This is a genomic window from Corynebacterium auriscanis (genome assembly GCF_030408435.1).
Classification (GTDB): domain Bacteria; phylum Actinomycetota; class Actinomycetes; order Mycobacteriales; family Mycobacteriaceae; genus Corynebacterium; species Corynebacterium auriscanis.
Map to the genome: position 1 here is coordinate 857059 of NZ_CP047046.1, position 16888 is coordinate 873946.

Annotated in this window: 14 protein-coding genes, 1 other RNA gene and 1 pseudogene; 9 read left to right on the forward strand and 7 right to left on the reverse strand. The window is 60.8% G+C overall.

The window, feature by feature from the left end; all coding sequences use genetic code 11:
* Positions 1-5: 5 nt before the first annotated feature.
* Positions 6-674, reverse strand: a complete 669-nt coding sequence (locus CAURIC_RS03590; protein WP_290183343.1) for an HAD hydrolase-like protein — start codon at positions 672-674, stop codon at positions 6-8.
* Positions 675-765: 91 nt separating this feature from the next.
* On the opposite strand from CAURIC_RS03590, the gene CAURIC_RS03595 reads away from it, so the two are divergent.
* The 6 genes from CAURIC_RS03595 to CAURIC_RS03620 all read left to right on the forward strand — a co-directional run bounded on the left by CAURIC_RS03595 (position 766) and on the right by CAURIC_RS03620 (position 6074).
* Complete coding sequence (locus tag CAURIC_RS03595) at positions 766-1932, forward strand: Nif3-like dinuclear metal center hexameric protein (RefSeq protein WP_290183345.1); 1167 nt, start codon at positions 766-768, stop codon at positions 1930-1932.
* The gene (locus CAURIC_RS03600) at positions 1929-2645 is read left to right on the forward strand and encodes a zinc ribbon domain-containing protein (protein ID WP_035113325.1); all 717 of its coding nucleotides are present in this window, start codon (positions 1929-1931) and stop codon (positions 2643-2645) included. The genes CAURIC_RS03595 and CAURIC_RS03600 overlap by 4 nt, the downstream gene beginning before the upstream one ends.
* A gap of 57 nt (positions 2646-2702) precedes the next feature.
* Positions 2703-3863: a bifunctional RNase H/acid phosphatase gene (locus tag CAURIC_RS03605; protein ID WP_035113326.1), complete on the forward strand. Its 1161-nt coding sequence runs from the start codon at positions 2703-2705 to the stop codon at positions 3861-3863.
* A gap of 13 nt (positions 3864-3876) precedes the next feature.
* Positions 3877-4319, forward strand: an RNA gene (gene rnpB / locus CAURIC_RS03610) — RNase P RNA component class A.
* Positions 4320-4388: 69 nt separating this feature from the next.
* Positions 4389-5852 (forward strand): RNB domain-containing ribonuclease, encoded by a 1464-nt coding sequence (locus CAURIC_RS03615; RefSeq protein ID WP_265914446.1) that lies wholly within the window; start codon positions 4389-4391, stop codon positions 5850-5852.
* A gap of 48 nt (positions 5853-5900) precedes the next feature.
* Positions 5901-6074: an SPOR domain-containing protein gene (locus CAURIC_RS03620; protein WP_156963363.1), complete on the forward strand. Its 174-nt coding sequence runs from the start codon at positions 5901-5903 to the stop codon at positions 6072-6074.
* A gap of 9 nt (positions 6075-6083) precedes the next feature.
* On the opposite strand, the gene panB is transcribed toward CAURIC_RS03620, so the two are convergent.
* On the reverse strand, positions 6084-6920 hold the full coding sequence (panB, locus tag CAURIC_RS03625) for a 3-methyl-2-oxobutanoate hydroxymethyltransferase (RefSeq protein WP_035113327.1): 837 nt from the start codon (positions 6918-6920) through the stop codon (positions 6084-6086).
* Positions 6921-6979: 59 nt separating this feature from the next.
* Here panB and CAURIC_RS03630 point away from each other — a divergent pair, with 59 nt between their 5' ends.
* Genes CAURIC_RS03630 through CAURIC_RS03640 form a run of 3 tightly spaced genes read left to right on the forward strand, consistent with a single transcriptional unit; the run spans position 6980 to position 12200 of the window.
* The gene (locus tag CAURIC_RS03630) at positions 6980-8317 is read left to right on the forward strand and encodes a glutamine synthetase family protein (RefSeq protein ID WP_070434163.1); all 1338 of its coding nucleotides are present in this window, start codon (positions 6980-6982) and stop codon (positions 8315-8317) included.
* A gap of 42 nt (positions 8318-8359) precedes the next feature.
* Positions 8360-11530, forward strand: a complete 3171-nt coding sequence (locus CAURIC_RS03635; RefSeq protein WP_035113328.1) for a bifunctional [glutamine synthetase] adenylyltransferase/[glutamine synthetase]-adenylyl-L-tyrosine phosphorylase — start codon at positions 8360-8362, stop codon at positions 11528-11530.
* A gap of 34 nt (positions 11531-11564) precedes the next feature.
* Positions 11565-12200, forward strand: a complete 636-nt coding sequence (locus CAURIC_RS03640) for a hypothetical protein (protein WP_052094832.1) — start codon at positions 11565-11567, stop codon at positions 12198-12200.
* A 15-nt stretch (positions 12201-12215) separates the two neighbouring features.
* Here CAURIC_RS03640 and CAURIC_RS03645 read toward each other — a convergent pair whose 3' ends face one another.
* The 5 genes and pseudogenes from CAURIC_RS03645 to bioB all read right to left on the reverse strand — a co-directional run bounded on the left by CAURIC_RS03645 (position 12216) and on the right by bioB (position 16881).
* A complete protein-coding gene (locus CAURIC_RS03645) occupies positions 12216-13028 on the reverse strand; it encodes a sortase family protein (RefSeq protein WP_035113330.1) in 813 nt (270 codons plus the stop codon).
* A gap of 51 nt (positions 13029-13079) precedes the next feature.
* Complete coding sequence (locus CAURIC_RS03650; protein ID WP_052094835.1) at positions 13080-14315, reverse strand: glycosyltransferase 87 family protein; 1236 nt, start codon at positions 14313-14315, stop codon at positions 13080-13082.
* Positions 14305-15501 (reverse strand): aminotransferase class I/II-fold pyridoxal phosphate-dependent enzyme, encoded by a 1197-nt coding sequence (locus CAURIC_RS03655; protein ID WP_052094894.1) that lies wholly within the window; start codon positions 15499-15501, stop codon positions 14305-14307. Before CAURIC_RS03655 ends, CAURIC_RS03650 begins: the two co-directional genes overlap by 11 nt.
* Positions 15502-15615: 114 nt before the next feature.
* Positions 15616-15873: pseudogene (gene bsaP / locus CAURIC_RS11115) on the reverse strand (biotin synthase auxiliary protein BsaP); the annotation flags it as partial.
* A 3-nt stretch (positions 15874-15876) separates the two neighbouring features.
* A complete protein-coding gene (gene bioB / locus CAURIC_RS03660; protein ID WP_035113470.1) occupies positions 15877-16881 on the reverse strand; it encodes a biotin synthase BioB in 1005 nt (334 codons plus the stop codon).
* Positions 16882-16888 lie beyond the last annotated feature (7 nt).

Consider the following 16888-nt stretch of genomic DNA (forward strand, 5'->3'; position numbering starts at 1 on the left):
ACTACCTAGCGCGCCAGGTCCGCCAATTGCTCAGGCGTGGCCACCACGAAATCGGCCTGCGCGCGCTCCTCATCGCTGCCGTATCCCCACTCCACGAGGGCAACGGGGATACCGTAGTGACGTGCCCCCTCGATATCGTGAATGCGATCGCCCACCATGAGTAACTGCTGCGGGGCGGGCATCGCCCATCCCTGCTCGCGGCTGAGCTTCTGTAGTTCCCGCAGCGCAAACTCAACGACCTCGGCCTTCGCCCGGCGCGAGCCATCATCGCTGGCGGTGGCGATCACATCGAAATACTCGAGCATTCCAAAGTGTTGCAGTAGGCGAACCGCCGAGGATTCCGACTTGCTGGTTGCCGTACTCAAAACGCAACCAGCAGCTTTCCACTGTGCCAGCAGTTTCTTCATGCCGGGAAACTCTGCGGCCTGTTTCCACCCGACGGTCCGTTGGTGTACGAGATACGAATCCAACGTGGCGTCGAGTAAAGAGCCCTCTAACCCTAGCGACCGCATAGTCTCCACCATCGGCGGACCGGGAATGCGGCGAGTGAAGTCCTCGTTTGGAGCCGGAATGCCGTTGTCCGCGAGGGCGTGCAGAAAACTGGCGCGGATACCGGGGTAGGAATCGGTGAGTGTACCGTCGACGTCAATAAGCAGAACTTTTGGATCCTTCACGCTGTCAAGTGTGCATGACGGGGCCGTCGCGGTGTCTGTGTTCTCGCTAGGGTGGGGGTGGAACAAGCTATGGGAAAGGACTATCCACCAGATGACCCCGCAGAAGAATCCAGGCAACACCACCGTTGCCGACGTGGTTTCGGCCATGGACCAGGCATACCCGCCGCACTTGGCCGAGGATTGGGACCGGGTCGGCCTGATCTGCGGGGATCCGGAGGCAGCGGTTGATCGTGTGGCGTTCGCGTTGGATTGTACTGATGCGGTTGCCCAGCGCGCGATCGACAGCGGCGCGCAGATGCTGGTTGTCCACCACCCATTGCTGCTGCGCGGGGTGAATTCCGTGGCAGCCAACACCCCCAAAGGGCGCGTGATTCACCAGCTGCTCACCAACGGGATCGCACTGTTTGCCGCGCACACCAATGCGGATTCCGCCCGCCCGGGTGTGAATGACAAACTGGCCGAGCTGCTGGGCGTGCACCCCGGCCGTCCGCTGCGCCCCATCGAAGAGTCACTGGATAAGTGGGGTTTCACGGTACCTATTACCGACGCCCCCACGGTCAAAGCCGCCGTTTTTGCAGCAGGGGCTGGCAATGTGGGCGAGTACGAGAAGGCGTGTTTTGAGTATCCGGTCACCGGGCAGTTCGCTCCGACAGATAGCGCCAATCCACATATCGGCCGCGCCGGGGGCGGGTTGGAGACCGTGGAGGAATTGCGTGTGGAGTTCGTAGCACCCCGGCGGATTCGGGAAAAGGTGCGGCGGGCGTTGCTCGATGCACACCCATATGAAGAGGTAGCCTATGACGTTGTAGATTCCCACACTGGCCCAGCGGATCAGGGTATTGGCCGTGTAGGCGAATTGGATACTCCTATGACTTTGCACGAATTCACCGTGCGGGTGGCCGAGCGCCTGCCGCAGACCAGGTGGGGTGTGCGCGCAGCTGGCGACCCGGGCACGATGATCCGCACCGTGGCCGTGGCAAGTGGAGCGGGGGATAGCTTCCTCACCCAGGTTGCGGGAATGGACGTGGATTGCTTCGTGACGAGCGACCTGCGCCATCACCCTGTGGATGAGCATTTGCGGATGGGTGGCTGCCCGGTAATTGATACTGCACACTGGGCATCGGAGTTTCCGTGGTGTGAGCAGGCTGCCGACGTTGTAGAGAGGGAAACGAACGTCACCACTACTGTCATCGATATCCGCACTGATCCATGGACAGTGCATGTGGGAGGAAGCTGGAATGAGAGGAATCCGGGATGAAGTGCACAGCTAAAGACCGAGAAGCGCTGCTGATTCTGGCCCGAGATTCGGAGAAGGAATCTATCTTGGAGGCGCGATTGGACTCGCTGCCTGAGCGCCACCGGGTGGACGAGCTGGAAGCAGAGCTGCGTGAACAGCGGGAACGCGAGGTGCGCACTCGGGCGAACCATCGAGAACACCGTGCTAGCGAGCACCGGCTGCGGCAAGACATAGCGAAGCTGCGCGCGCGGGCGAAGGCGAATACGGATGCCTTGAGTGCGGAGACCGACCGAGAAAAGCGGAAAGACCTTAAGCATGACCTGCGCAGCACTAGGGTGCGCCTTGATGCCTTGGAGAATCAATTGGGGCGCGTGGAGCGCGTGGCGGAGTGTTTCAGCCATGAGGACAACGTAGAAGCCGGCCCCGATATCGCACAGGCACGCGAAGAGCTGCAACGAGCGGAAAATGCGGTTAAGGCCGACTTAGACGCCGTGCGTGCCAGGATCGCGCGGGCCAAAAGCGACTTGGCACCCCAGGTCTTGGCAGCTTATGAGAGCCAGTTGGAAGAACACGGTGTGGGCGTGGCTGAACTCAAGGGGGTGACCTGCCAAGGGTGCTTCATGGAGCTGGACCCCATGAGCATGAAGGAATTCCGCACGACGGGTCTTGATCATTTACTGCGCTGCCCCGAGTGCAATGTGTTTTTGGTTCAGCCCACGGAGAAAACTTCCTAACCCGGCGCGGTAGTCTTTCCCAATAGTTATTTCGTTCACGAAAGGGGTACCTTCACCATGCGATTACGTTTGGAATGTGACGGCGGATCACGCGGAAATCCCGGGGTTGCGGGGGCGGGGAGTTCTATCGTGGATGCCGCCAGTGCGGTTCGCGGGGACAAGCAAGAACTTGCGGCGCGGTGGGAATACTTCGCCAAGGCAACAAACAACTTCGCGGAGTATCATGGCCTGCTCAATGGCTTGGCGTTGGCGACCGAGGTGGCGTCGAGAAAAGGGGTGAAACCCGGTGACGTGGAACTCGATGTGTTTATGGATTCCAAGTTGATCGTCGAGCAGATGAGTGGGCGCTGGAAGGTCAAGCACCCCGATTTGAAGCCTCTGGCTGCCAAAGCACAGCAGCTGGGTGCCGACTTTGCGGCGGTGAATTACACGTGGGTTCCGCGGGCGCAGAATAAACGCGCTGATGAATTGGCCAATCGCGCGATGGATGACGGCGAAGGTGGAGAGTGGTTCGAAGATATGACGGACAAATCTTCCCCTAGCGCTGAGCCCACCTCCAGTCCGGCGCCCACCTCCAGTTGGCACGGAGGTCGTCGTCCAGCCCGCTTTTTGCTGCTACGCCACGGGCAGACCCAGATGAGTGTGGATGGACAGTATTCCGGACTTTCTGATCCGGAGTTGACAGACATGGGGCAGTGGCAGGTAGAGCAGGCTGCGCGGTTCCTCGCCAGCCGCGGTGGCATTGCCGCTATCGTGAGTTCGCCGCTGCAGCGCGCTAAGCAGACGGCGTTGACCGCGGCATCGGCCTTAGGCATGGATGAGGAAGCTGTGGAAGTCGATGAGCGTTTGATTGAAATGGACTTCGGACATTGGGAGGGGCGCCGGTTTAGCGAAGTGAGAGACGACCACCCGGAAGAACAAGCGGAGTGTTTCGCCGATTGCACCAAGGCACCCCACGGAGGGGAAAGCCCGGAGCAGGTGTACCGCCGGGTGAGTGAGCTGATCGACGAGCTGACCGAGGAGTACGCAGGGAAGAACGTCCTGCTGGTCAGCCACGTCACGCCCATTAAATCCGTGCTGCGTTACGCCATGAATGCCGGGGGTGAGGTCTACCGGACCGTGCACCTTGATCTGGCCAGTTTGTCCATCGCCGAATTCTATGGCGGCGCAGCAACATTGGTGCGGGCAGTCAACGATACGCACTATTTGGTGGGGTAGGGTTAACTTCTGTCGAGACAGCCGGGTGATCGCGGCGCGTGGAACCAGCCGTTTAGTGCGGAAAGGCCAGGCGCGGAGGAAAGTCCGGACTCCATAGGGCGCGGTGGTTGCTAACGGCAACCCGGGGTGACCCGCGGGCTAGTGCCACAGAAAACAAACCGCCTGGCGCCTTCGGGCGTGCGGGTAAGGGTGAAAAGGTGCGGTAAGAGCGCACCAGCACCTCAGGTGACTGGGGTGGCTTGGTAAACCCCACCGGGAGCAAGGTCAAGTGTTTGCACTGCAGTCTTCGGGTTGATAGTGCGAGCGAGTTCGAGGGCGGCCCGCCCGTGTGATGAATAGGTAGACCGCTTGAGGCCACCAGCGATGGTCGGCACAGATGGATGATCGCCTCGTCCACGTCTTCCCCTCGGGGAGGGGGTGGATAGACAGAATCCGGCTCATAGGCTGTCTCGACCTCCAACGTGTTTTTTTAAGACCAGCTGGGCGCGCCTCCACGCCGGCGCTGAGTGTGCCATTGTGGTGAGCATGAAACTTTTTGCCGCCGCACTCAACTTCAGTGATATTCGCCGTGAGTTCTCCTTGCCGGATGGCTTCCCCGAGGAGGTCCGCCAGGCTGCTGCTGTTGCCGGCGATCGATTGCCGGAGGGACGGCAGGATATGCGTGACGTGCCCTTTGTGACCATTGATCCAGCCGGATCCATGGACTTGGACCAGGCGGTACACATCGAGCCTGCGGAAGGGGTAGCAGCGGAAACCGCAGCGTGGCGGGTACGCTATGCCATCGCGGACGTGGCTGCATTCGTCGAACCAGGCGGGGTGGTGGAAGCCGAATCCCTGCGGCGTGGTCAAACCATCTACGTTCCCGATGGGCCGGTCCGCCTGCATCCGGAAGAATTATCGGAAAACAGTGCATCGTTGCTACCGAACCAAGACCGTCCTGCAGTGGTATGGGACATGCTGGTGACCGCGGAGGGCGAGGTTGAAAACTTCACCGTGCGGCGATGCCTGGTGCGTTCCGTGGCCCGGTTCGATTACAACGGGGTGGAAGAGGATTTGCGCGCCGGGAAGCTGCACCCCTCGATCGCCCTGTTACCGGATGTGGGACGGTCCCGGCAGGGCTCCGATCTGCGCCGCCAAGCGATCAACCTGCGGGTGCCCAGCATCTCGGTGGAGAACGCTGAAGACACAGAAGCAGGTGCATTCCACCTGAGTATTGACCCGCGTCAGTCGATGAATGATTACAACGCCGAGCTTTCCCTAATGGCGGGTATGTGTGCGGGACGCATGATGGTGGAAGCTGGTGTGGGAATTCTAAGAACACTGCCCCCAGCCGACGAGAAGTCTCTGGCGAAGTTCGATACCGCGGCGGCAGCTTTAGGATACGAACGCGGGGATCGCTCCGTAGGGGAGTTGTTGGCGGAAGTGGACGCTTCTACGCCACGGGGAATGGCTTTAATGCGCGACGCCCAAAGCTTGCTCCGTGGTGCGGGTTACCAGGCGCTCGGTAGTGGCGAGAACGAGGAAGCCGCGATCCACTCGGGAATTGGTGGGCACTACGCACACGTGACTGCGCCGCTACGCCGGTTGGTGGATCGCTTTGCAACCGAAGTGTGCTTGGCTATCGCGGAGGGCAGGGAAGTGCCCGACTGGGTGCGTTCACGCATTCCGGAGGTGCTAGAGACGATGAAGTCCAGCGGGGCATTGGCATCCCAGGTGGATAAGGCCTGCCTCAAGCTCACGGAGGCCGTGGTGTTGCACCCATGGATCGGACAGGATTTCACCGCAGTGGTGTTGCATGCTTCGTCTGCGCAAGACAACAGCGATCGGTCGGCGACCTCCACGGTTTTCGTGGAAAACCCTCCGGTGATCGCGCCTTGCCGTGGTCACGGCGCTGATGGAGCTCCGGACGAAGCCGAAACGGTCAGGGTCACGCTGGTGACCGCGGACGTGGACAGCCGGGAAATCCTGTTCACATGGCCGGCCGATTAGATCGGCCGCGCCGACGTGCCCGCCCGTGTTGTGGTATCAACGGGAACCATGACTGAAAAATGGTACTACGATACAAAAACCGGTGAAGTCCTCCAAGGCAAGAATGATTCTTGGTCCAACCGTATGGGCCCCTACGACACCCAGGCGGAAGCCGCCGCTGCTCTGGAAACCGCGCGCAAGAACACCGCTGCGCAGGATGCTTACGACGAAGAGGACGACTAGTAGCCAACCTTAGAAGCAGTGTTCCTCGGCCGGGAACGTCCCCTCGGCCACTTCGCGCTTGTATTCGCTCGCTGCGTGGGTGAGGTCCTGGCCCACCTGCGCCCACTGTTTCGCGAATTTCGGGCGGTGCCCATTGGCCGGCAGTGCAGCTAGGTCATGCCACACGAGGACCTGGCCATCGCAGTATGGGCCAGCGCCGATACCGATGGTGGGAATTGGGCACTCGTCAGTGATGTCCTTGGCGACATCCGCGGGCACCATTTCCATGACCACCATGTCGGCGCCGGCTTTGACGACGGCCTTCATGTCTTCCATCAGAGCTTGGGCGCCAGCGCCGCGGCCTTGTACCTTGAAACCACTCAGTTGGTTGACTGACTGTGGGGTGAAACCGATGTGCGCGCACACCGGAATGCCCGCTTGCGTAATGGCTTCAATACGGCTGGCCATGCGTACGCCACCTTCGAGTTTCACAGCATGGGCACCTGAGCGGTGCATCATCTCGGCCGCGCTCTTTACTGCTTGTTCGTCCGAGGCCTCGTACGTTCCGAATGGCAGGTCGGCAACCACAAATGCATTACCAGAACCTCGCACGACTGCTGCTGCGAGGTAGCACATCTCGTCCATGCTGACACTCTGTGTAGCCCCGTACCCATAAACCACATTGGCGGCCGAGTCACCAACGAGTAAGAGCTCGATGCCGGCGTCGACAAAAGAAACGGTGGTGGAGTAGTCATAGGCCGTCAGCATGGCGAATTTCTTGCCCTCGGCCTTGTAACGGTTGAAGTCGGAAATACGCAGTTGCTTGGTGGGGACCAAGTAACCGTTAGAACGTTCAAGGTTAGCCATGCTTGCAGATTGTGCCATAGCCACCGGCGATGTCCGATCAGTGCCCTACAATGGGCTGCATGAATCGCCAACAGGAATATGTCCTCAGCACGCTGGAAGAACGCGACATTCGTTTCGTTCGATTGTGGTTCACAGACATTCAGGGCTACCTCAAGTCTGTGGCGGTGGTTCCGGCGGAGCTTGAGGGGGCGTTTGAAGAGGGAATCGGGTTCGACGGGTCAGCGATCGAGGGATTCTCTCGCATCGCCGAATCGGATAACATCGCTCGCCCCGACCCATCCACCTTCCAAATCATGCCGTTTCCGGACTCGCCGGAGGGGCAGTTGTCCGCCCGCATGTTCTGCGACATCGTCATGCCAGATGGGCAACCGTCGTGGGCCGACCCCCGCCAGGTGCTGCGGCGCCAAATGAAGAAGGCCGCCGACCAGGGCTTTACCTGCTACGTTCACCCAGAAATCGAGTTTTTCCTGTTGAAGCAGAACTCAACCACCGAACACCCCGTGCCCGCGGACATGGGCGGATACTTCGATCAAGCCGTGTCTCAGGAAGCACCGGGGTTCCGCTCGCAGGCCATGAGCACCTTGGAGCGCATGGGGATCTCCGTGGAATTCTCCCACCACGAAACCGCGCCCGGCCAGCAGGAGATTGACCTGCGGTATGCCGATGCTCTGTCCATGGCCGATAACGTGATGACCTTCCGGTACCTCATCAAGCAGGTTGCGCGTCGCAACGGAGTGCGGGCAACTTTCATGCCCAAGCCCTTCGCCGAGTACGCCGGGTCCGCTATGCACACGCACATGTCCCTATTCGAGGGCGAAGAAAACGCGTTCCACGATCCCGATGATGAATTGCGCCTGTCCACCACCGCCAAATCTTTTATCGCGGGCATTTTGCATCACGCTTCGGAGCTCAGCGCGGTAACTAACCAGTGGGTCAACAGCTATAAGCGCATCACCTCGGGCGACGAGGCCCCGCGCGCTGCAGCGTGGGGTGCATCCAACCGCTCGGCGCTCATCCGCCTGCCGATGTATACGCAGAACAAGGCGGCCTCTCGTCGGGTGGAAATCCGCAGCCCAGATAGCGCGTGCAACCCGTATTTGGTGTACACAGTGTTGCTGGCCGCGGGGCTTAAGGGGATCAAGGAGGGTTACGAGCTCCCCAACCCTGCGGAAGAGGACGTCTCGCACATGACGCGCCGCGAGCGCATCGCCGCCGGGTACGCCGATCTGCCCAGTGACCTCAACCAGGCACTCCGTGAAATGGAGCGTTCGGAATTGGTGGCCGATGCTCTTGGCGAGCACGTTTTCGAATTCTTCCTGCGCAATAAGTGGCGCGAATGGCACGAGTACCAATCCCAAATCACCCCATGGGAGCTAGAGCACAATCTGCCCTTTTAACCCCCACCCACGTTTGGTCCGTTAGAGGAGTTGACCCCAGCAATGCACCGCCCTAAAACCTCACGCTCTGACGTTCCCTCCGCGCGTCAATTGGGCTTGAACCATCCCCGCGCCGCCGAGGACTTGGCGGAACTCGGATGGGACCACCCAGACAAAACACCGCTGCTGTGGGGCCTAGCCACTGCGGGCGATCCGGACTTGGCGTTGAACAACGTGATCCGGTTGGTCCACGCGCTCAACGAGGCCGAGGAAGAAGGTGCGGACCTCTCGTGGCACCCACCGGCCTGTACCGGCGGGGGTGTGGCGCAGATGCCGCAGGCGCATTCTATTACCGACGCCACCACGGCCTCCCTCATGACCGCTCTGGAGGGGGACCAGGTTTTTCGCAGCCGACTGCTGGGACTGTTCGGCGCATCCACTATGTTGGGTGACCACATCGTGGCCCACCCAACGACATGGCCTGAGCTGGCCCTCGAGATGCCTTCGGGTGACGACATGATGGAGATTATGTTGCGTTCGGTGGAAGCCGTGCCGGTGGACAGCGGGGCGTCGAAAAGAAAGAGGGTATACCGCTCCGGGCTGCAAGGGGCTGAGGCCGATAAGGCCATGCGGCAGGCCTACCGCAGTTTGTTGGCGCGGGTGGCAGCCATAGATTGTGCGGGGACGTTTGTGCTGCGCACCACGCGGGGTTCGGATGAGGAGAAACTTCCGTTCGAGCGCTTGGGGAGAGCGCTGGCGGATGCGGCCGATGCAGCATTGACCGCGGCACTGGCTGTAGCGTGTAGCTCAGTCTACGGTGGGCCCGATGACAAGGATGCCCAGCCACCCGCGGATCTGGCTGTTATCGCGATGGGTAAGTGCGGGGCACAGGAGCTGAATTATATTTCCGACGTAGACGTGGTGTTTGTAGCGGAACCCGCCGATGCCCGGGCAACGCGCTGGGCGGGAGAGTTCGTCAACATCGGCACGCGCGTGTTTTTTGAGGTGGATGCCGCTTTGCGCCCCGAGGGAAAACAGGGAGCGTTGGTCCGTACGCTGGATTCGCACCTCACGTACTACGACCGATGGGCGAAAACGTGGGAGTTCCAAGCCTTGCTGAAGGCTCGACCCATGACTGGCGACTTGGAACTGGGGCAGAAGTACATTGAGGGGATCGCTCCGAAGGTGTGGGCTTCGTCTGAGCGGGAAGACTTTGTACCCGATGTGCAGGCGATGCGCCGGCGAGTCATCGACAATGTGCCAGAAGAAATTCGCAACCGGGAATTAAAACTGGGACCCGGGGGGCTGCGCGACGTGGAGTTTGCGGTTCAGCTGCTGCAATTAGTCCACGGCCGCACCGATGAATCTCTGCGCGTGCGTTCTACCGTGCGGGCGCTACATGCCTTGATCCAAGCCGGTTATATTGGTCGTGAAGATGGGGCCAACCTCATAGAGAATTACGAGTTCATGCGGTTGCTGGAGCACCGCTTACAGTTGCAGCGCCTCAAGCGTACGCACACGCTGCCGGCGGAAGATGATGTGAAGCCGCTGCGGTGGCTCGCTAGGGCTGCCGGGTTTCGGGCAGACGCGACAGATAATGCAGTGGGGGTACTCCAGGCAGAGGTCAAGCGCACCTCCAAGCAGATTCAGCAATTACATGCGAAGCTGTTCTACCGCCCGCTGTTGTCCTCCGTGGTGGCGATGAGCGCCGATGCGGTGCGCCTTAGCCCGGATGCGGCCAAACGTCAGCTGGCATTTTTGGGTTATGCGTACCCAGACCGCGCGTTTGAGCACCTCACGGCCTTGGCCAGTGGCAGTACCCGAAAGCACAAGTTGCAGGCGATTATTTTGCCCACTCTGCTGGAATGGCTCGGGGGCACCGTTGATCCCGATTCGGGCTTATTGAACTACCGCAAACTCAGTGAGAAGGCGGAGGACCGCAGTTGGTTCCTGCGCTTGCTGCGCGATGAGAACATCGTGGGCAAACGACTGATGTACATCTTGGGGACCTCGCCTTATGCGGCGGAATTGTTGTTGAACTCTCTCGATTCCATCAAGCTGCTGTCCGATGGTGCTAGCGGGCCAAAATTCTTGGCGCAGGAACCCGAGGTTGTGACCAATTCGTTGGTGGCTGCGGTCGCCCGGCAGCGAGATCCCGATCGTGCTATTGGTATCGCCCGCAGCTTGCGGCGCGCGGAGCTGGCACGTGTGGCCAGCGCCGACTTGCTGGGATTCATGGACGTGGAGCAGGTGTGCCGCTCGCTGTCTCTGGTATGGGACGCGGTGCTGGAGGCCTCGTTGGCTGCTGAAATCCGCTGGTGGGCCGATGAACACGCGCAGAACCCGCCGGCGAGAATTGCCGTCATTGGAATGGGCCGGTTGGGTGGTGCAGAACTGGGATACGGCTCCGATGCCGATGTGATGTTTGTGACCGAGCCAGAAGACGGTGTGGAGGCCAACGAAGCCGTGAAGTGGGCGACCATGATATGCGAGTCGGTGCGGGCCCGGCTGGGCAAACCTTCCCAAGATCCTCCGCTGGAAGTAGATATTGACTTGCGACCAGAGGGAAAACAAGGCGCGGTCGTTCGCACGATGGAATCCTATCGGCGCTATTACTCCGAATGGGGCGAGGTATGGGAAATGCAGGCCTTGTTGCGGGCCACGTGGATTGCGGGCGATAAGGACTTGGGCATTAAATTCCTGCGCATGATCGATGAGTTTCGCTATCCCGACGGCGGCGCGGATCGTCAGACGGTGGCGGAAGTTCGTCGGATGAAAGCTCGCGTGGATTCCGAGCGTTTACCGCGCGGTGCGGACCGCAATACGCACACGAAGCTGGGCCGGGGTGCGTTGACCGATGTGGAGTGGACCGTGCAGTTGCTACAAATGGAACACGGATACAAATCCCGTCTGTTGCACAACACCTCCACATTGGAATCCCTCCGCGAATTGGCGGCCATGGAATTCATCAGTGAGGCCGATGCGCTCACCTTGCGCGAAGCGTGGATCTGTGCCACCAACGCGCGCAATGCGATCGTCTTAGTACGTGGTAAGCGCAAGGACCAGCTACCCGGTCCCAGTGAGGGCCTTCGGCACGTGGCGGCCGCCGCTCATTGGGCGCCGGAGCAAGCCCAGGAGTTCCTGGACGATTACCTCAAGAAAACCCGTAAGTCTCGTCGCGTGGTGGACCGGGTCTTCTGGGGCGAGGACGTGGGGCTGGAGTTCGCGGACTAGCGCCACGAGCCAGGGTTAGGATATGCTAACCCGCATGCACGTTCCCCACACCGTCACGGATTACCGCGATGTCCAACCGATGGTCGAATCGACCACGGACATGGTCGCGGCTGCGCTACAGCGCTCTCCGGTGTGGGAACGTATGCGCACGGCGAGCCTGCCACTGCACGCCCGTGCGGCTTATTTGGAACAGCACTGGGAAGGGCTCAAAGTTCTTAACGACGCCCTCGAGACCGCCGGCTGCGCCACTCAACTGGCGTGTGTGCTCCGCGACTACGCCGATGCCTTGGGGTGCGCGCTGGATCGCGCGCATGCCACGGCCAAGTGGCGCGAGCACCACGTGACCATGCCCAGCATGCTGGAGTTTCGTCGGCGCGTGGCGCAGTTGGTGGAGGCCCGCAACGCCGTGGGTATTGCCGCCCATGCGGTTGTTCGCCTCGCCGCAGCGGGGGCGTGCCCGATGCACGGTCACCCGCACATCTCACCGTGCCCCGCGGTGACCGTGGTGGCGACGGAAGAAGATGAGGAAGCGTTTGCCGAGGAGCTATCGGCTGCCACGCTCATGGTTCTCGCCCACGGTTCGGATGTCTGCCGGAGCTATCCCGTGGATCACGACCGGGATGCTTCCTGCGCGCTGACTGCGGCGAAGATTCGCAATGCCCTGCGCTAAGAGTCGGCTCTGTGATCAGGCCAGCGTGCCCTCAACAATCACGTTATAACCCAAGTCCTGTGCACCCGAGACCGCGCATGCGATGAGGATGATCCGCCCCGGTCGATGCTGCGCCATCACATCGGGATCCACGATTGCCTCGTTCTTATCGGCCAGCCAACTGTTCGTCACCCGCCACGTGCGGGCATGTCCGCTGTTATCCCGCATGGTGATGCGCGAGCCATTCAGTGTTCCCGTGGCGTACCGTTTTACCGGTTTATTGTCCGTGCCATTGATCATCCGTGGTGGCTTGTTCAGGTTCACGGCCGCTGTGACGGTTTCACTGATGGGGTTGAATACTAGGGGTGCGGAACCCCACGCGTGCCCCAGGACGTAGACGGTTCCTTGCCGAGCGCGTTGCGGGGACACGCCCAAGCCATCGACCCAGCGCACCATTGTGGCTTGGGGACCGGCGGGATTGAGAGGAAGCTGGTACGGCATCACGTCGTACGTCGCACCATGAATAGCAGCAGGCCCGGTCATGCTAAAAGCACCGGCCCCATGGGGAGCATCACCAGCATTATTGGTGGCCTGTGCGGAGCGGGTCCGGTTCTTGTGATCTTTCTTAGCGTTGTCCCGGTCGCTTTCGCTTTTGTCCTGCTTGTGGTGTTTTTCCTTAGTCGTGGACTGGTCTTTTTCGCTTTCCGTGGTGGTCGACCCAGTGCTGGCCTGCATATCGGGCTGCCGGAGGGCGGTGGAAAGAACCACTGCTGCCGTGAACAGTACAACCAGCAGCACTGTGAGCAGCACAGTGAACTTTCGACGTGATGTGGGTAGTGGTGGTGGCATGCCCCTTATCTTAAAATAATCCGAGCAAAGGCCAAGAGTTTTCGAGCAGGTTTAGGGTGCTGGCGTTGTAGTGGGGGAGCGTGAGGCGTCGGTAAAAAATAGCCAACCGACGGCTCCGGCCACGCCCAGCAGCACAACATTGCGGGCCACCAAGATCAGCGCAGCAAGCAGGGAGGGGCCTTCAGTGAGCTGCGTGTAGGTAGCGGGGTAGACCAGCAGGGTAAGGAACGTCGCTACCAAAAGCAGTACCGAAACGCGCCATACCGCCCGCGTGTAATGGGTCGCTAGCAACACCGCGACCAAGGGACCCAGCCAGATGAGGTATTGCGGGGACAACACTTTGTTGCCCACGATGAGAAGCATGATGAGAACGGCGCTGAGCCGCAACACATATGCGCCGGACCAGTCATCTTTAAGAAACCGCCAGCCAGCGAAACCGATGGCTACAAGCAGGACCATGACGGTCAGGGCGTTGGCGATAGCTATGCCAACTTCTACACCGGGGCCGGAGATCTCATAGGACTTGCTGGCGGCGTACTCAATCTGCCAAGTCGATGGGCGCAGCGCGGCGGCCAAGATGAATGGGGTGGCGGCCAAGGATTCGATCTGCAGGCCACGTACGTCCTGGTAGGACAGGGGAGAGGTCAGTCGCGCGGGGCCGGACAGCACGACCGTGACCAGGCCCAATGCCACCAAGGACAGCGCGAACCAGATTAAGCGCACCCACGTGCCGCGGGATTTCCAGTGACCCACGAATGTCGCGGCCAGCACACCTGGCCAGAGTTTCGACATGGTGGCGAGTCCCAGCAGGAATGCCGCCACCCGCGGGCGCGTGGCGCACCACAGGGCGGCCACGGCCACTAACACACCAGGGACGAGGTCTAGGCGGGTAAGAATCACCGGATAGGCAGCGCACGTGAATAACAGCCAGAAGATCGCGGGCCAGTGCTCGCGCCCCTCCGGGCGGGGATGGTGCTGGGATAACTGCAGGATAAGGTAGGTGAACAGTCCAGAGACTAGGGCCATCGTCGCCACGAACGCCACCCGGAAGAATGCCGGGTCGTCCGGAGTGAGGACATCGACGATGCGCAACGGCCACGTGCCGGCGTCGGGGTATTCCTGCAACGCGGCTGGGCCCCCTTTGAAGAAAATGTCCCGGTGTAGATACTGCCAAGGGTGCAGGCCCTTGTAGTAGTACGTGACATCTTCCGAGGTCTTGCCCCGCAGGGCCAGCACGGCAATGATCCCGTGGACCAAGCCCCAGGCTGCCCAAAATTTAGCTTTCATTCTTTGCTCCCAGCCAGTCGCACAGTCGGGTCATCGCCTCGTGCAGGGTATCCGGGGCTTTGCAGAACGTCCAGCGCACCAGCGTTTCCGTGGCGCGCTGACCGGCGTCTGTATGGGTAAAAGCGCTGATGGGGATAGCGGCGACTCCCGCCAGTTCCGGCAGAGCCTTGCACCAGGTTTCCGCGTTGTGATGCCCATTCGTTTTATCAGCACGAATCAGGGGTGCGATATCGCTGACTAGGAAGTATGTGCCCTGTGCGCGGTAGACGTCCATGCCTAGTCCGCGCAGGTTCTGTGCGAGCTCGTCACGGCGTTCGCGCAGCGCGCCACACCAGGAATCCGACCACTCGTCGGCGTTGTTGAGCGCCCACGTAATGGCAGGTTGGAACGGGGTGGCGCCGGTGAACGTGAGGTATTGCTTGATCGCCTCTAATTGTGCGATCAAGTGGGCCGGTCCCATCGCCCAGCCGACTTTCCAGCCGGTGACGTTAAATAGCTTGCCGGCACTGGCCACGCTCACCGTGCGTTCCCGCATCCCAGGCAGAGTTGCCAGAGGAATGTGTGAGGCGGCTTGGTCGGGAGAATCCGAGGCATCTGGATCCGGGAAGACGAGCCGTTCGTAGACCTCATCAGTAAGCACGATGAGGTCGTGCTGGATCGCCAGATCCGCAATGAACTGCAGGTCACTGCTACTTGCCACATACCCGGTGGGGTTGTGCGGGGTGTTCAGAATTAGCATCCGCGTTCGTTCGGTGACGGCGCGGGCAACGGCCTCCCTGTCCAGCTCCCAATCCCGGCTAGATTCCACCTTTCGCAGTGGAACTGCGCGCATCTCCGCCCCGGCCAGGGCAATGGCCGCCGGGTAGGAATCGTATGCCGGTTCGAGGACGATGACTTCATTGCCTGGGGAGGTGAGAGCCAAGATGGTGGAGGCCAGCGCTTCAGTGGCGCCCACCGTGATTGCGATGTCCGTTTCCGGATCTAGCTGATGGCCGTAGCGCTTCGCGCGGTCAGCCGCGATGGCCTCCCGCAAGCTGGCCATGCCCCGGGCAGGGCCGTATTGGTTGCACGTGTTTGCGCCGATGATGCCGTCGGCGGCGATGCGACGCATCTCTTCCGGCCCATCTTCATCGGGCGCCCCTTGCCCTAAATTGATGGCGTTGTGCTGGGCGGCCAGCGCCCCCATTACTGTGAAGATCGAGGTGGCCGGGGCAGCATGGTCCTCCTGCGGGTCTTCCAGCGGATCTTCGAGAAGAGCCTTTTGCCGGTCACGCTGCGCGGCTGCGTAGATATCGTCTGCGGTGAACTCACCATGCCGTGAGCATTCCGCACTCCAACCCATGGGGCTTACTTGGACTTTCATGCGACGACCGCACAATCCGCAGTAACGCGGGGGCTCCAAGCCCGCCAGCGCGCCCCGCGAGGGTGCAGGCAGGGCACCGCGGCGGGGGGAGAGCGTGGCGTCGAGGGATGAAAGAGGCTGGCCGGAGTGCATGTCAAAGGCCAGTGGCTCGCCTAAGAGTACGGCCTGGGCAAGAGAGTTGGGCGCAGATTCCATGAGCTACAGAGTAGCGTTGAGCGCCTTGATGGGAAGCTGCAGCTTGCCCAACATGTCGATGTCCTGTTCTGCGGGGCGGCCCAGGGTGGTGAGGTAGTTGCCCACGATGACCGCGTTGATGCCGCCGAGCATGCCTTTTTCTGCACCGAAATCGCCCAAGGTCAGCTCGCGACCACCGGCAAAGCGGAGGATGGTTTTGGGCAGTGCCAAACGGAACGCGCCGATGGTGCGGAATGCGTCGTTGACGGGCATGGGTTCGATGTTGGCGAAGGGGGTGCCGGGGCGGGGATCGAAGAAATTGAGGGGGACCTCCGTGGGATCCAGTTCCTGCAGATCCATGGCGAACTCTGCGCGCTGCTCGAGCGATTCACCCATCCCCACGATGCCGCCACAGCACACTTCCATGCCCGCATCGCGAACCATGGTCAGTGTGCTGATTCGCTCTTCCCAGGTGTGGGTGGTCACCACTTCGGGGAAGTAGCTGCGGGAGGTCTCCAAGTTGTGGTTGTAGCGGTGTACGCCGGCTGCGGCCAAGCGGTCGACCTGTTCTTGGGTGAGGATGCCGACAGAGGCTGCCACATTGATATCAACTTCGCGCTGAATCGCGTCCACCGCCTTTTCCAGCTGCTGCATGAGGTCCTCGGTGGGGCCCTTGACGGCGGCGACGATGCAGAATTCCGTCGCCCCCGTCTTCTGGGTCTGTTTCGCGGCCTCGATTAGCTGGGCGATATCCAGCTGCACATTGCGGACGGGGGATTCGAACAGGCCAGACTGAGCACAGAAGTGACAGTCTTCGGGGCAGCCGCCGGTTTTGAGGCTGATGATGCCTTCGACTTGCACGTCTTCGCCACACCAGGCTAGGCGTACTTCGTGAGCAAGGGCCAGCAGTTCATCGATGTGTTCGTCTTCGAGCTTGAGAACCTCGAGGGTCTCATCGAAGTTCAACCCGATGCCCTGGTCTAGTACTTTGTCCCGCGCGATGGAAAGAATTTCTGGGGTGGTGGTCACAGCGAAC

Excerpts from the sequence above, each read along its gene's own strand:
- CAURIC_RS03595 (WP_290183345.1), top strand. The coding sequence starts at position 766 with ATGACCCCGCAGAAGAATCCAGGCAACACCACCGTTGCCGACGTGGTT.
- CAURIC_RS03600 (WP_035113325.1), top strand. The coding sequence starts at position 1,929 with ATGAAGTGCACAGCTAAAGACCGAGAAGCGCTGCTGATTCTGGCCCGA.
- CAURIC_RS03605 (WP_035113326.1), top strand. The coding sequence starts at position 2,703 with ATGCGATTACGTTTGGAATGTGACGGCGGATCACGCGGAAATCCCGGG.
- CAURIC_RS03615 (WP_265914446.1), top strand. The coding sequence starts at position 4,389 with ATGAAACTTTTTGCCGCCGCACTCAACTTCAGTGATATTCGCCGTGAG.
- CAURIC_RS03620 (WP_156963363.1), top strand. The coding sequence starts at position 5,901 with ATGACTGAAAAATGGTACTACGATACAAAAACCGGTGAAGTCCTCCAA.
- panB (WP_035113327.1), bottom strand. The coding sequence starts at position 6,920 with ATGGCTAACCTTGAACGTTCTAACGGTTACTTGGTCCCCACCAAGCAA.
- CAURIC_RS03630 (WP_070434163.1), top strand. The coding sequence starts at position 6,980 with ATGAATCGCCAACAGGAATATGTCCTCAGCACGCTGGAAGAACGCGAC.
- CAURIC_RS03635 (WP_035113328.1), top strand. The coding sequence starts at position 8,360 with ATGCACCGCCCTAAAACCTCACGCTCTGACGTTCCCTCCGCGCGTCAA.
- CAURIC_RS03640 (WP_052094832.1), top strand. The coding sequence starts at position 11,565 with ATGCACGTTCCCCACACCGTCACGGATTACCGCGATGTCCAACCGATG.
- CAURIC_RS03645 (WP_035113330.1), bottom strand. The coding sequence starts at position 13,028 with ATGCCACCACCACTACCCACATCACGTCGAAAGTTCACTGTGCTGCTC.
- CAURIC_RS03650 (WP_052094835.1), bottom strand. The coding sequence starts at position 14,315 with ATGAAAGCTAAATTTTGGGCAGCCTGGGGCTTGGTCCACGGGATCATT.
- CAURIC_RS03655 (WP_052094894.1), bottom strand. The coding sequence starts at position 15,501 with ATGGGGGCGCTGGCCGCCCAGCACAACGCCATCAATTTAGGGCAAGGG.